Below are 14,299 nucleotides of genomic sequence, written 5' to 3'. Positions count from 1 at the left end.
TCAGCGGGCCTCGATCAGCGCCTTGACCCGGTTCGCCAGCGCATCCATCTCGAAGGGCTTGGTCATCACGTGCATGCCGGGTGCCAGATGGCCGTGGCTCAGCACCGCGTTCTCGGCATAGCCGGTGATGAACAGCACCTTGAGGCCGGCGCGCAGGGTGCGCGCGGCGTCGGCCACCTGGCGGCCGTTCATGCCGCCGGGCAGGCCGACGTCGGTCAGCAGCAGGTCGATGCGCTGGTTCGACTCGAGGATGCGCAGCGCATCGGCGCCGTCGCCGGCCTCGAGCGTGGCATAGCCCAGGCCCTGCATCACCTCCACGATCAGCATGCGCAGCGAGGCCTCGTCGTCGACCACCAGCACGGTGTCGCCACGGTCGGCGCGCGGCGCGGTCTCGACCTGCTCGGCCTCGGCGGTGCTCTCCTCCTTGTGGTCGTGGCGCGGCAGGTAGATGCTGACCGAGGTGCCCTGGCCGACCTCGGAATAGATGCGCACCTGCCCGCCCGACTGCTTGGCGAAGCCGTAGATCATCGACAGGCCGAGCCCGGTGCCCATGCCGATGGGCTTGGTGGTGAAGAAGGGATCGAAGGCGCGCGCCACGACCTCCGCGCTCATGCCCACGCCGTTGTCGCTGACCGTGAGCGAGACGTACTGGCCCGCCGGCAGGTCGCGGCCCGGCGCGCTGCGCGCGTCGATCCAGCGGTTGGCGGTCTCGATCACCAGCGTGCCGCCCTCGGGCATGGCGTCGCGCGCGTTGATGCACAGGTTGAGCAGCGCGTTCTCGAGCTGGCTCGGGTCGGCATGCACGTTCCACAGGCCGACGGCGGCCACGGTCTCGAGCGCGATCTCGGGGCCCATGGTCCGGCGCAGCAGGTCCTCCATGCCGCTCACGAGGCGGTTGAGGTTGACCGACTTGGGCTCCAGCGTCTGCCGGCGCGAGAAGGCCAGCAGCCGGTGCGTGAGCGCGGCCGCGCGCTTGACCGCGCCGTGGGCCACGCCGATGTAGCGCTCGAGGTCGGCCTGCCGGCCCTCGAGCCCGCGCCGGCGCATCAGTTCCAGGCTGCCGCCGATGGCGGCCAGCAGGTTGTTGAAGTCGTGCGCGAGGCCGCCCGTGAGCTGGCCCACGGCCTCGAGCTTCTGGCTCTGGCGCAGCTGCTCGCGCGCCGCCTCGAGTTCGGCCGCGCGCTCCTTCTGCTCGGTGATGTCGCGCGCGGCCGAGTAGTTGAGGCCGCCATCGGGCACCGCGGTCCACGACAGCCAGCGGTAGCTGCCGTCCTTGGCGCGGTAGCGGTTCTCGAAGCCGCGCGTGCGCTCGCCGCGGGCCAGCCGCGCGAGCTCGGCCTCGGTCGCGGCCAGGTCGTCCGGATGCACCAGCTCGCGGAACGGCATCGCCATCAGCTCCTGGCGGCTCCAGCCGAGCACCTCTTCCCAGGCCGGGTTGGCGCTCTCGAAATAGCCCTGCCCGTTGGCCACGCCCAGCAGGTCCTGGCTCAGCTCCCAGGTGCGGTCGCGCTCGCGCGTGCGCACCTCGACCTCGCGCGCCAGCGATTCGGCGAAGGCCTGCAGCTCGAGCTGGGCCTCGCGCCGCGCGATCGCCGAGCGGATGCGCTCGCCGACCTCGCCGATGAAATCGAGCTCGTCGCGCGACCAGGCGCGCGCGCTGCCGTGGTTGAGGTAGAGCAGCCCGACCAGCCCGCCGCGCTCGGTCAGCGGCATGTTGACCGCGGCGCGCGCGCCGATGCCGTCGAGCGCGGCGGCATTGGCGCGCGTGCGCGGGTCTTCGTGGGCATCGGCGAAGACCACCGTCGTGCCCTGGCGCAGGTCGTCGATATAGCTGCCGTAGTCGCGAAAGCGCAGCGTGCCGGCCAGGCTCTTGACGCCCGGTGCGGTCCAGTCGCGCTCGATCTCGATGGTCTCGGCCGCCTTGTCCACCAGGCCGTAGCCCGCGCGGTCCACCTGCAGCCGCGTGCCGAGCATCTGCGAGGCGGTGTAGGCGATCTCGCAGATGCCGTCCATGTCGCGGATGCGGTCGCTGAGCTCGATCAGCGCCAGCCGGCGCGACTCGGCGGCCCCGAAGATCTCGTGGGCCACGCGCAGCTTGGCCTCGGCCGCCTGCTTGGCCTCGCGGTCGGCCGCCTCCTTGAGCGCGCGCTCCATCACCACCGGCAGCCGCGCCAGGCGGCCCTTGCTCACGTAGTCGGTGGCGCCGCGCTTGAGCAGTTCGACCGCGTTGTCCTCGCCGATCACGCCCGAGACGAAGATGAAGGGCGTGAGCGGCGCCACCGCGCGCGCGATCTCCAGCGCATGCGCGCCCGAGAAGCCCGGCAGCTCGTAGTCGGACAGGATCAGCTGGTAGCGCGCGCTTTCCAGCGCGCCCGTGAAGCCCTCCTCGTCGCACACTACGGTCACGCGCGCCCCAGGCAGCGCGGCGACCAGCGCCTCGGTCAGCAGTTCGACGTCGAAGCGCGAATCCTCGAGGACGAGGATGTCGGGGGCCGTCGTGGACGCCGTGCCGCTACTCATGGCGCCGGGTGGCCTTGAGCGACCCCGGCGGCGGTTCGTTGAGCACGGCCCAGAACACCCCGAGGTCGGCGATCGCCGAGACGAACCGGTCGAAAGCCACCGGCTTGACCACATAGGCGTTGACGCCGAGTTCGTAGCTGCGCAGCACGTCCGACTCCTCCTGCGAGGAGGTCAGCATCACCACCGGGATGCTGCGCAGCGCGGCCGAGGCGCGCACTTCCTGCAGCACCTCGAGCCCGGTCACCTTGGGCAGCTTGAGGTCGAGCAGGATCACGGCCGGATTGCCCTCGGCGCGATCGGCATGCTCGCCCTCGCGCTTGAGATAGTCGAGCGCCTGCGCGCCGTCGCGCAGCACCACTACGTCGTTCGCCAGTTGGCTGCGCTCCAGGGCCACCAGGGTGAGTTCCAGGTCGCGCTTGTCGTCCTCGACCAGCAGGATCGGCTTAAGCATCCTCTTCTCCGTCAGTTGCGTTGCTCGAATTCGTTCCATCCGCCTCCGCGCCCGGCAGCACGAAGCCGAAGCAGGCGCCCGCGCCCAGTTCGCCGCGCGCCCACACCGTGCCGCCATGCCGCTCCACGATCCGCTTCACGTTGGCCAGCCCGATGCCGGTGCCCTCGAACTCCTCGGCCTGGTGCAGCCGCTGGAACACGCCGAACAGCTTGTCGACGTACTTCATCTGGAAGCCCACGCCGTTGTCCTCGACCTCGAGGCCGGTGCCGGCGGCGTTGCGCACCGCGCGCACCGTGATGACCGCGGGCTCGCGGGTGCGCGAGTACTTGACCGCGTTGGCCAGCAGGTTGCGCACCGTGACCTGCAGCAGCAGCGGGTCGGCATACAGCGGCGGCAGGTCGGGCTCGACGCGCCATTCGATGGCGCGCGTGGGCTCGATGCGCACCAGCTCGCGCACCAGCCCCTCGACCAGCGAGGGCGTGTCGACCGCGCGCTTCTGCAGCGCGGCGCGGCCCATGCGCGAGAAGTCGAGCAGCGCATCGACCATCTGCCCCGCGAACGCGGCCGCGTCCTTCACATGCGAGAGATAGCGCCGCGCGCGGTCGGTGAGCTGCTGGCCCTCGGTCTGCGTCACCAGGTCGACATAGCCCGCGATGTGGCGCATCGGCGCGCGCAGGTCGTGCGAGACGGTGTACGAGAAGGCCTCGAGCTCGCGGTTCACGCGGCCCAGCTCGGTCGCCACGGCCGCGAGCTCCTCGGCGCGCCGCAGCACGATGCCGATCAGCGCCTGGCGCAGCTCGACGGCCGCGCCCTGCTCGGCGCCGGTCCAGGGATTGGAGCGCCCGCGGATGTGCTCGACCCAGCTCTGGAAGCTCAGCCGCGGATGCATGCGCCGGCCATCGGGCAGCATCGGCTTGCGCGGGTCGCCGGCCCATTGCACGGTCTGCACGATCTCGGGCCGGAACCACAGGATCAGGTGGCGGTGCACCTGCGAGATCGAGATCGCCAGCACGCCGGCCGCGACCGACTGGCAGTCGGCGAAGGGCGCGAAATGCGCGGCCAGCGCGTCGCTTTCGTAGACCTCGACACCGAGCCCCGCGATCCAGTGCGCGAGCTCCTGGATCTGCGCCTCGGCCGGCACGTCGCCCACGGTCCAGACCGCGTCGTCGAGCACCACGGCCGCGCCGGTGGCGCGCGCCACGCGCAGCAGCAGCGAGCCCTCGTCGACCAGGCGGCGCAGGGTGGCGTCGCTGTCGGCGAGCTGCGACACGGTCTGCAGGGTGAGCTGGCGCAGCTCGAGCCGCTCGGCCACCTCGCCGTGGGTTTCCTTGGCGTCGATCTGCATCGACAGCAGCTGGCCCATGTGCTCGCAGGCCAGCCGGGTCGCGGTGTCGAGGAAGCGCGGGTCGTGATCGTGGCAGGAGATCAGCCCCCAGAGCCGGCCGCGCACCACGATCGACACCGACATCGAGGCCAGCGTGCCCATGTTGCGCATGTACTCGAGATGGATCGGGGACACGCTGCGCAACTGCGCCTGCGACAGGTCGATGCCGGCCGGCGCCAGTGCCGCGTCGTTCGAGACCAGCGGCACCGGGCTGTAGTTGGCGTCGGCGATCAGCCGGAAGTGATTGACCAGGTAGAGCGCGCGCGCCTGCTGCGGAATGTCGGAGGCCGGGAAGTGGTGGCCGACGTAGCTGTCGTAGCCCGCGTCGGCGGCCTCGGCCAGCACCTCGCCGTGGCCCGCGGCATCGAAGCGGTAGACCAGGCAGCGGCCGAAGCCCGTGAGCTGCTTCATCGCGCGCGCGACCAGGCCGGTGAGCTCGCCCACGTCGACCGCCTGCTGCAGCGCGGGCAGCAGGATGCGGCTCAGCGCGTAGATCGGCGCCTCGTTGCCCGCGGCCGGCTTCGCGGCCTCGAACTCGGCGACCAGGTGCTGTTCGGTGCGGTGCACCGCCACGTCGAGCAGGTGGCCGGCGATGTCGAGCGCGCCCAGCGACACCGGCGAGGCGCCGGGCTGCAGCGCCGGCAACGCCATGGCGCGCAGCACCCGCGCCGCCGCGGCGGCTTCGCCCTCGGGCCAGTTGTCGCTCCAGGCCAGCGGCGCCAGGCCCTCGGGCGCCAGCACCAGCATCCGGCCATGCGGCTGGATCGAGCCCGGCACGCGGATCGGCTCGAGATCGCAACTCGACAGATCGACCGCGTCGACGCTGCCGGGGAGGGATTGCGAGGGCGTGGGGGAAGCTGGCACGTTCGGTGGAAAGGACGAGGCCGGATCGGTCGGCGCGGGGTGGGAGGGGAATGGATCGAGGTCGGTTCGATCATGCCAGCGGCCTCGGCGGCGTCCTCGTCGGCGGATTCCTACGAGGCATGCAGGTTGGCGTCGCGGCTTGGCGACGGCGCGCTTCCGCCGTCGCGCCCGAGGCCGAAGCACGGCATCAGCGCCTCGAAGCCCGCCCCCGCGCCGCGCTGCGCCGACGGCACGGCCGCGCCGTCGGCGCAGCGCCTCGCCGAGCTGGGCGACGAAATGGCGCCAGTGCGCGGGCGTGCCGTCCTCGGCGCCCACGGGCGCGAAGTAGCGCATCGGATGCGGCGCGAGCCGCGGGGCCAGCCGCCGGTGCATGACGCTGCCGCCGAGCCGCGAGCCTTCGACCACGTAGGCCAGGCCCCAGGCGAAGCCGGGATCGGTGGCCTGCGCGGCGAGCGTGCCGGTGTCCGGCAAGGCCGGCAGCGTGGCCGGCCCGGCCGCCTGCGCGTCGCGCAGATCGAGTTCGAGCGCCTCGAGGCGCAGCGCGAGCTGCCGCGCCACCGCCTCGAGCGCCGCGACGCCCGAGCCGGCGAGCGCGTCGCGCACGGCCGCCAGCCAGGGCCGCAGCGCGCGCAGGTGCTCGGCATAGTCGGCCAGCGTGGCGTCCTCGCCGCCGATGCGCAGCCGGCTGTCGAGCGCATGGTGCAGTTCGCGCGTGGCCTCGCGCAGCGGTTGCAGCGCGACCGAAGCCGCCGGTCCGGGTGCCGCCATCAGCGCGCGCCCTGGGCCTCGGCCCCGAGGCCGGCGCAGAACGAGAAGAAGTCGTCGAGCCCGCCCGACTTGTCGAACACCGCGTCGGCGCCGAGTTCGCGCGCCCAGCCCGCGATGTCGTCGGTGCCGTAGTTGGTCAGCACCACCACGCGCTGGCCGGCGCGGCGCTCGCGGTAGCGCTTGACGATGCCCAGGCCCGAGCCCTCCTCGAGGAACAGGTCGACCACCAGCAGTTCCCAGGGCGGATCGCAGGCGTCGAGCCGCTCGATGGCCTCGGCCTCGGTGGCGGCCGTGCCCACCAGCAGGATGTCGGCCTCGTCCTCCATGGCGGCGATGAGGTTGTGGCGGATGAGTGGGTTGTCTTCGACGAGAAAGGTGGAGATCGGCACGATGGGCGACAGCCTCGGTATTTTTTTTCGGATGGCGAGAGCCTACGCGATGGCGCTGAATATCCGGTGAGCGAGAACCATCACCCCGAGTAGGAAATCCGGCCGCCAGGCCCCCCGGACCACGGCAACCGGCGGGCCGGCGGCCGCGCCCGTAAACTCCGGGGCCGGGCCCGCCGCCCGCGCGCCACCCCAGACGGACCGCCATGACCCAGATCTCCCCCGCCCTCGTCTCCGCCTTCGCGCCCAGCGGCACGCTGCGCGCCTCGATCAACCTCGGCAACCCGATCCTGGCCAACAAGCACCCGGTGAGCTACCAGCCGGTGGGCGTGTCGATCGACCTGGCCCACGAGTTCGCGCGCCGCCTGGGCGTGGGCGTCGAATTGGTGGTGTTCGACAAGGCCGCGGCCTCGGTCGACGCCGTCAAGGCCGAGCGCGCCGCCATCGGCTTCTTCGCGATCGACCCGGCGCGCAGCGAGGGCCTGCGCTTCACCGCGCCCTATGTGCTGATCGAGGGCAGCTACCTGGTGCTCGACGGCTCGGCGCTGCAGGACAACGCCGAGGTCGACGCCCCCGGCCATCGCATCGGAGTCGGCGCGGGCAGCGCCTACGACCTGTTCCTCACGCGCGAGATCCACCGGGCCGAGCTCGTGCGCGTGCAGGGCGCGCAGGCCGTGCTCTCGGCGCTGCGCGCGGGCCAGGTCGACGTGGCCGCCGGCATCCGTCAGCTGCTCGAGACCGAGGCGCGCCGCTCCTCGGGCGTGCGCCTGCTGCCGGGCCGCTTCATGGTGATCCAGCAGGCCATGGGCACGCCGGCCAGCCGCGGCGCCGAGGCCCAGGCGCTGCTCGCGGCCTTCGTCGAGGAGATGAAGGCCAGCGGCTTCGTGGCCGAGGCGCTGCAGCGCCACGGCATCGAGGGCGCGAGCGTCGCGCCCTAAGAAGCCCGGGACACCCCTTCCGCAAGGCCGGCCGCCCGCGGCGCCCGGTCGCGCCGCCACAGCGCCAGCCCGCAGCCGAACACCACCACCTGCGTGCCGATCAGCAGCGCGAAGCCCGCGAAGAAACCCGCCGCCGATCCGCCGCCCGCGCCATGGCCCGCCGCGCCGGCCGACGACAGCGCGCCGATCACGCCGCCCATCAGCACCGGCATGAAGCCGGCCACCAGGCTGCCCACGCCGTTGGTCACGCCGAAGGCGCTGGCCGTGTGCTCGGGCCGCGCGCAGTGCTGCACCGTGCTCGGGATCGCCGGGCTCTGCAGGCCCCAGAAGAAGTTCGCCGCCACCAGGCAGCAGGCCGCCACGTAGGGATCGCGCGCGCTGATCGCCAGCAGCACCGACAGCGCCACGCCCGCGCTGGCGCCCATGAAGATGAAGGGCACGCGCGCGCGGCCCAGCCGGTCGACCAGCACGCCGCCCACGAACACCGCGAGCACGGTCGCGTACTGCGGCAGCGAGGCCAGCCAGCCCATCTCGCGCAGCGAGAAGCCGCGCGCCTCGCGCAGGTAGGTCGGCAGCCAGTTGCTGCTGCCCCAGAGGTAGGCCAGCGCGGCCGAGGTCAGCAGCGTGATCAGGAACAGGTGGCGCGTGTGCAGCGCGCCCTTCACGATGCCGCCCACGCGCGCCATCGCGTCGCCGAAGGACTTCGGCGCTATCGCATCGCCCTGCCCCGCCGGCATGCGCACGAAGGCCAGCACCAGCGGAATGCCCAGCACGATGTTGAGCACGCCCAGCACGTGGAACGAGGTGTCCCAGGCGTACTGCGCGAGCAGCCAGCCCACGAGCGGAAAGCCCAACGCCAGCCCGAGGCCGGTGCCCATGTTGACGATCGCGTTGGGCTTGCCGTTCTCGTCGCCGCGGAAATGCGCCTTGATGTACGACGAGGCCAGCGAGAACAGCGGCCCCTCCGACACGCCCAGCAGCACGCGCGAGGCCAGCAGCAGCCCGTAGCTGTGGAACAGCGGCGAGGCCCAGGTCACCACGCCCCACAGCACCAGCCCGAAGATCAGGCTGCGCCGCACGCCGAACAGCGCCGAGCAGAACGGCGTGAGCACGAAGGCCGAGATGCCGTAGCCCAGCATGAAGGCCGTCGCGAGGAAGCCCTGGCGCACCCGGTCATCCGGCGCGATGCCCACGTGGCGCAGGAAGTCGGCGTCGGTGATCAGCACCGCGATGTTGATGCGGTCCACGTAGGAGATCGCGACGATCAGGAACAGCGTGATCACGCCGTACCAGCGGAGGTTCTTGCTCTGGCTTCGCATAGCACTTTCCGGGCGTGGGCTCCCTCTCAGAACATGTGGCGCATGCCGAACTCGGTGCCGCTCGAGGACCGGTTCGGCGCCGTGATCGCGCCCGTGAGGGCCGCGGCCGCGCCGTTGCTGTTGCTGATGCGCGCCACGGTCGCGTAGAGCGCGGTGCGCTTCGACAGGTTGTGCACGTAGCCCAGCGCGAGCTTCGACGAGGTGGGGTTGCGCAGCGCGCCAAAGGGCTCGAGCCGGTAGCGCGCGTACGAACCCTTGATCTCGCCCGGCCCGATCGGCAGGTGGAAGCCGATCAGCGCGCCCCTGGCATCGGTGGAGCCCTTCGACTCGCCGTAGAGCTCGCCCGTGAGCTTGAGGTTCATCAGCGACGGGCCGAAGGTGTAGGAGGCGCCGAGGTTGGTCACGCGCAGGTCGCCGCTCGCGTAGCGCGTCCTGCCGGTCGCCAGCGCGATGTTGAAGCCGCCGTCGGCATAGCCCAGGCGCAGGCCCGTGTGGTTGCCGTCGCGCTTGTTCGACACCAGCGTGCCCGGCAGCACCGAGGTCGACTCGTTCTCGCCCATCGCGTACATCACCTGGCCGTAGAAGCCGCCGAGGCCGCCCGGCAGCAGGTAGCCCACGCTGTTGGAGGCGCGCGTGCCGGTCGGCGCCGTGAGGCCGCCCAGCCCCGAGAAGTAGAGCTGGTTGGCGCCGATGCCGCCGCCGGTGCCGAAGGGGTCGTAGATCGCGGTGTTCCAGAACGCCGGCACGTAGTCGCGGCCCAGGCGGATCTCGCCGAAGGGTCCCGCGAGGCTCACGGTGGCGCGGCGGTTGAAGCTCAGCACGCCGGGCGTGCCGTTGCCGCTGGCCTGGTTGTTCGAGTTCGAGGGAAAGCCCAGCGCGCTGTCGTTCTGCAGCCCCATCTCGAGCCAGAAGCCCGCCGACAGGCCGCCGCCGAGGTCCTCGGTGCCGCGGAAGCCGAGGCGGCTGAACATGTTGCCGCTGTTCGTGAGCTGCGTCTTGCTGCCCGCGCCGGGCCCGCTGCCGCGCGTGTAGGTGACGGCGGCATCGACCACGCCGAAGATCGTGAGGGAGGATTGGGCCAGCGCTCCGCCAGCCGCGCTGATCGAAACCAGCGTGAGCAAGTACTTTTTCATGGAATGTCTCGGGTGGTTTTCTTCTGGCCTGGGGCCTTGGGGGAATCAGATATCGAGCACCAGGCGCGCGCCCTTGCAGCGCGACACGCAGATCATCATGGTCTTGTTGGCCGCGCGTTCGGCCTTGGTGAGGATGCCGTCGTGATGGTCGACCTCGCCTTCGATCACGGCCGTCTCGCAGGCGCCGCACACGCCTTCCTTGCAGCTGTGGTCGGGGTCGAGGCCGGCATCGATCAGGCTGTCGAGGATCGACTTGCCCGCGGGCACCTCGACCTCGCGCTTGCTCTTCGCGCAGGCCACCACGCAGCTTTGCGTGGCGGCCGGTGCCTCCACCTGCACGGCGGCGAAACGCTCGATGTGCACGTTGGCATAGCCCAGTTGCTCGCAGCCGCGCTCGAAGGCATCGAGCATCGGCGTGGGACCGCAGCAGTAGTAGTGGCTGTCGTCGCCGCGCCCGGCCAGCAGCTTCGCGAGATCGGGCGGCGCGCCCTTCTCGTCGTCGCAGTGCCAGCTCAGTTCGATGGCCTTCTCGCGCGCCAGCGCCTCGATGGCCTCGACGAAGGCCGCTTCCTTGCGGCTGCGCGCGCAATAGACCAGCTCGACCGGCCGCCCGAGCGACGCGAGCCGCTGCAGCATGCACCAGATGGGCGTGACGCCGATGCCGCCGGCCACCAGCACCGAGCGCCGAGCGTCCTCCTCGAGCGCGAAGTTGTTGCGCGGCGCCGAGATCGGCAAGGTCATGCCCACGCGCAGTTGCTGGTGCACGTAGCGCGAGCCGCCGCGGCTCTTGCGGTCGTTGAGCACGCCCACCACGTAGCGCTGGCGGTCGCTGGCCGGGTTGCACAACGAGTAGCTGCGCACCAGGCCGTTGGGCAGGTGCAGGTCGATGTGCGAGCCGGCCTCGAAGGCGGGAAAGTCCACCGCGGGCGTGGCCGGCCGGAACTCGACACTGACGATGCCGTCGGCCTCGTAGCGCATCGTGTGCACGAGGGCGTTCAGCGTGGGAGAGGACATGGCGATCGCTTCCTCGCTCAGGCGGTGGCTGGCTCGGCCGCTTGCGCGAGCTGCGCCACCGCCAGGTTGCGCATGTGGCGGCGCAGCCGCACGATGCCCAGGTCGTGCTGGTAGAGGTTCTCGTGCTGGTTGGCGTCGGCCTCCATCTCCTCGAGCATCACGCGGTCCTGCTCGAGCACGTGCCAGTGGCGCGCCTCGAGCCGGTTGCGGTAGAGGAAGCGCCAGGTGTCGCGCTGCCAGCCCGGTGCCAGCTTGCGCACGCGCCAGAAGAAGGTGGCGGTCATGCCCTTCACGATCGGCGAGAAGGCGCCCACGATGATGAAGTTGCCGCCGGGGCCGCCGGTCTTCGGATACGGGATCTCCAGCCGCATCCAGTGAATGCCGGTGTCGGCCCATTCGGTCCAGTCGAAGTTGACGTTGCGCTGGCCTTCCTTCTCGAACACGAAGCCGATGTCGGTCGGCCGGATGCCGAACTTGGCGCTCGCGTCGCCCTCGGCCATCGAGTGCGACTGCTTGTGCAGGTAGGTGCCGTGCATCGGGTCCATCACGTTGTCGAGCACGTAGCGGTAGTCGCCCTTCCACTCGGTGTAGCAGAGGAAGCTCGAATACTCGGCGTCGTCGGTCAGTTGCTCGGGCAGCACCAGCGGCGGCGGCACGTCGACCGGCTCCTTCGCGTTGTAGAGGAACACCGCGCCCGCCCGCTCCTGCACGTGGAAGTGGCGCGTGGCCTTCGAGCCCTCGAGCTTGCAGCCCGGGCTGCCGGGCACGCGCGTGACCACGCCGTCGTGCCGCACTTCCACGCCGTGGTAGGGGCAGGAGAGCCGGTCGCCGAGCACCACGCCCTGCGACAGCGGCGCGCCGCGGTGCGGGCAGCGGTCCTCGAGCGCATGCAGCACGCCCTCGCCGTCGCGCCACAGCGCGAGCTTGCGGCCCAGGCGGCGCAGCGAGACGGGGTTCTCCTTGATGAAGTGCGAGGGGCAGATCGGATACCAGAGATCCTTGAGGCCGATCTCGAGCAGGTGGTCGACCGGGTCGGCCGGAACGGGTTGGATGGCGATGCTCATGGGTGTCTCCTCAGCCGGCCAGCGTGGCCATTTCCTTGCGGTACAGCGCCTCGGTCCAGGCCAGGCCGCCGGGCGTGGCCAGGCCGCTGTCGTTGAGCCGCTGCACCAGGCCCGGCAGGTCGTGGATGCCGTCGGCGAAGGCGCGCTCGATCACGTCGCCCAGCAGGTCTTCGTAGGTGGTGGCCGGGCGCTGGCGCGCCTGGTGCGGTTGCAGGTAGCGGTCTTGTGGCATGGGGTCCTCCGTGGGTGAGGTGGAATTCTTCAAGCGGTCGCGGCAGTCGCGGCCATCGCGGGCGTGGCCAGCGGCGCGGTCCAGGCGTCGTAGCCGTAGACCCAGTCGGCGTTGCCGCCCTCGCGCAGCCAGTTGTTGCCGCGCGAGCCGAGCTGCACCTGGCTCGCGCGCTCGATGCGGGCGGTCTCGAAGTCGGCCAGCGCGGCGGCGACGCCGTCCATCGCCACGCCCTCGAGATGGCGCGCGAGCACCACTGCGTCCTCGATCGCCATGCCCGCGCCCTGCGCCATGAATGGCAGCATCGGATGCGCTGCATCGCCGATCAGCGCCATGCGCCCCTGCGCCCAGGCGGGCATCGGGTCGCGTTCGTAGAGCGCGGTCTTGAGCACCGTGTCGCAAGCGTCGAGCAGCGCGCGCGCCTCGGGGTGGTAGGCCGTGTACTGGGCGCGCAGCTCGTCCACGTCGCCGGGCGCGGTCCAGGACTCGAGCTGCCAGCTGTCCTGCGGCGTGGTCGCGAAGATGAAGATGTCGCGGCCGCGGTTGAGCGGGAAGGTGACGATCTGGCTCTGCGGATTCGGCCCCCACCACTTGGTGAAGGCGCCGAGGTTCGGCAGGCCGGCCACGCGCTCGGCCGGCACCACGGCGCGGTAGGCCACGATGCCGGTGAAGCGCGGACTCTCGGCGCCGAACATCGCGTTGCGCACGCAGGAGTGGATGCCGTCGGCGCCGATCAGCGCGCCCACGCGGGCCTCGCTGCCGTCGGTGAAGGAGATCGACACGCCGCCCTCGTCGGCCGCGATGCGCTCGGCGCGCCTGGCCAATGCCACGCGCTCGGCCGGGAACATCTGGGCCAGCGCGGCCAGCAGGTCGGCGCGGTGGATCGTGAGCTGCGGCGCGCCGTAGCGTGCCTCGGCCGATTCGGCCATCTCGAGGCGCGAGGTCTCGGCGCCGCTGTCGTAGGTGCGGCTGATGCGGTGCGAGGGCCGCGCGGCGGTCACGCGGGCCGCCTCGCCGACGCCGAGGCCGTCGAGCGCGCGCACCGCGTTGGGCGTGAGGTTGATGTCGGCGCCGACGCGCGCGAACTGCTTCGCCTGCTCGAACACGACCACGTCGTGGCCGGCGCGGCGCAGCGCGATGGCGGCGGCCAGGCCGCCGATGCCGGCGCCGACGATGCCGATGGTGGATTCGCTGGTGTTCATGGGTGTGTGTCTCTTCCTTCTTGTTCGCGGCTCACTCGGCCACGATGTTTCGTGCCTTGACGATGCGGGCCCAGACGGCCGTCTCGTCGCGGATGTGGGCGGCGAACTCGGCCGGCTTCATCGCGGCGCCGGTCATGCCCTGCGCCTTCAGGCGCTCGCGCACCTCGGGCTGGGCCAGCATCTCGGCCGCGTCCTTCGCGAGCTGGTCGACCACCGCCGCCGGCGTGCCGCGCGGCGCCATCAGGCCGTACCAGGAGGTCACGGCCACGCCCTGGATGCCCTGCTCCGCCAGGGTGGGGATGTCGGGCGCGGCGGGGCTGCGCACGGCCTCGGTCACACCGAGCGCGATCAGCTTGCCGTTGCCGATGAACGGCAGGGTCGCGGGCAGGTTGCTGAACATCAGCGGCACCGAGCCACCGAGCACGTCGTTGAGCGCGGGCGGCGTGCCCTTGTAGGGCACATGCAGCAGGTCGATGCCGGCCTGCTGCTTGAACAGCTCGCCCGCCAGGTGCAGCCCGCTGCCCACGCCGGGCGAGGCATACGACAGCGTGCCGGGCCTGGCCTTGGCCTGCGCCACCAGCTCCTTCACGCTCTTGATGCCCGAGGCCGGCGATGCCACCAGCACGTTGGGTGCCTTGGCCAGCATGGTGATCGGCACGAAGTCCTTCTGCATGTCGAACGGGAAGTTCGGCATCAGCGTGGGATTGATCGTGACGTTGCCGGCCGGGATCACCAGCAGCGTGTGGCCGTCGCCCTTGGCGCGCTTGACCTTCTCCATGCCGATGTTGCCGGCCGCGCCGACCTGGTTGTCGACCACGGCCGCTTGCCCATAGCGCCTGGCGAGGCCGTCGGACAGCACGCGCGCCAGCGTGTCGACCGGCCCGCCCGGCGGGAACGGCGAGACGATGGTGAAGCGCTCGGCGGCCAGTTGCTTGTGCACATCGCTTTGCGCGCTCGCGGGCAAGGCGATGGCGGCCAGCGCCGCGAACAGGAGGGAGACACAGAAGCGTCGTTGCATGGTGATCGG

At 71.3% G+C, this 14,299-nt stretch carries 12 protein-coding genes; 1 reads left to right on the top strand and 11 read right to left on the bottom strand.

All coding sequences use genetic code 11. The features are described 5' to 3' along the window. Genes ACEN9J_RS02095 through ACEN9J_RS02080 form a run of 4 tightly spaced genes read right to left on the bottom strand, consistent with a single transcriptional unit; the run spans position 1 to position 6,376 of the window. Positions 1 to 2,520, bottom strand: coding sequence for a response regulator (locus ACEN9J_RS02095; RefSeq protein ID WP_296737039.1), 2,520 nt, complete (start codon positions 2,518 to 2,520; stop codon positions 1 to 3). After that, positions 2,513 to 2,971 carry a response regulator gene (locus tag ACEN9J_RS02090; protein WP_057593082.1) on the bottom strand — a complete coding sequence of 153 codons (459 nt, stop codon included), beginning with the start codon at positions 2,969 to 2,971 and terminating at the stop codon, positions 2,513 to 2,515. Before ACEN9J_RS02090 ends, ACEN9J_RS02095 begins: the two co-directional genes overlap by 8 nt. After that, a complete protein-coding gene (locus tag ACEN9J_RS02085) occupies positions 2,964 to 5,987 on the bottom strand; it encodes an ATP-binding protein (protein WP_413763157.1) in 3,024 nt (1,007 codons plus the stop codon). The genes ACEN9J_RS02090 and ACEN9J_RS02085 overlap by 8 nt, the downstream gene beginning before the upstream one ends. Further along, positions 5,987 to 6,376, bottom strand: coding sequence for a response regulator (locus ACEN9J_RS02080; protein ID WP_057597945.1), 390 nt, complete (start codon positions 6,374 to 6,376; stop codon positions 5,987 to 5,989). Before ACEN9J_RS02080 ends, ACEN9J_RS02085 begins: the two co-directional genes overlap by 1 nt. Before the next feature lie 203 nt (positions 6,377 to 6,579). On the opposite strand from ACEN9J_RS02080, the gene ACEN9J_RS02075 reads away from it, so the two are divergent. Beyond that, a complete protein-coding gene (locus ACEN9J_RS02075; RefSeq protein WP_413763156.1) occupies positions 6,580 to 7,311 on the top strand; it encodes a transporter substrate-binding domain-containing protein in 732 nt (243 codons plus the stop codon). Here ACEN9J_RS02075 and ACEN9J_RS02070 read toward each other — a convergent pair. From ACEN9J_RS02070 to ACEN9J_RS02040, 7 genes are read right to left on the bottom strand one after another with little or no spacing between them, the layout of a single operon-like run. Then, the gene (locus tag ACEN9J_RS02070) at positions 7,308 to 8,630 is read right to left on the bottom strand and encodes an MFS transporter (protein ID WP_413763155.1); all 1,323 of its coding nucleotides are present in this window, start codon (positions 8,628 to 8,630) and stop codon (positions 7,308 to 7,310) included. The two genes, ACEN9J_RS02075 and ACEN9J_RS02070, sit on opposite strands and share 4 nt — an antisense overlap. 26 nt (positions 8,631 to 8,656) lie before the next feature. Then, on the bottom strand, positions 8,657 to 9,763 hold the full coding sequence (locus tag ACEN9J_RS02065) for a porin (protein WP_413763154.1): 1,107 nt from the start codon (positions 9,761 to 9,763) through the stop codon (positions 8,657 to 8,659). Between the two features lie 45 nt (positions 9,764 to 9,808). Further along, positions 9,809 to 10,777, bottom strand: a complete 969-nt coding sequence (locus tag ACEN9J_RS02060; RefSeq protein ID WP_413763153.1) for a PDR/VanB family oxidoreductase — start codon at positions 10,775 to 10,777, stop codon at positions 9,809 to 9,811. Positions 10,778 to 10,794: 17 nt separating this feature from the next. Next, on the bottom strand, positions 10,795 to 11,841 hold the full coding sequence (locus ACEN9J_RS02055) for a Rieske 2Fe-2S domain-containing protein (protein ID WP_413763152.1): 1,047 nt from the start codon (positions 11,839 to 11,841) through the stop codon (positions 10,795 to 10,797). 10 nt (positions 11,842 to 11,851) lie between these two features. Beyond that, positions 11,852 to 12,073 (bottom strand): recombinase-like helix-turn-helix domain-containing protein, encoded by a 222-nt coding sequence (locus ACEN9J_RS02050; protein ID WP_057595700.1) that lies wholly within the window; start codon positions 12,071 to 12,073, stop codon positions 11,852 to 11,854. Between the two features lie 29 nt (positions 12,074 to 12,102). Beyond that, the gene (locus ACEN9J_RS02045; RefSeq protein ID WP_413763151.1) at positions 12,103 to 13,272 is read right to left on the bottom strand and encodes an FAD-dependent monooxygenase; all 1,170 of its coding nucleotides are present in this window, start codon (positions 13,270 to 13,272) and stop codon (positions 12,103 to 12,105) included. A gap of 31 nt (positions 13,273 to 13,303) precedes the next feature. After that, complete coding sequence (locus ACEN9J_RS02040; protein ID WP_413763150.1) at positions 13,304 to 14,290, bottom strand: Bug family tripartite tricarboxylate transporter substrate binding protein; 987 nt, start codon at positions 14,288 to 14,290, stop codon at positions 13,304 to 13,306. Positions 14,291 to 14,299: the final 9 nt, after the last annotated feature.

This window comes from Variovorax sp. Varisp41 (assembly GCF_047325085.1).
Taxonomy (GTDB): domain Bacteria; phylum Pseudomonadota; class Gammaproteobacteria; order Burkholderiales; family Burkholderiaceae_C; genus Variovorax.
The sequence above is the reverse complement of the archived record's forward strand: the minus strand, read 5'-3'. Positions and strand labels throughout refer to the sequence as shown.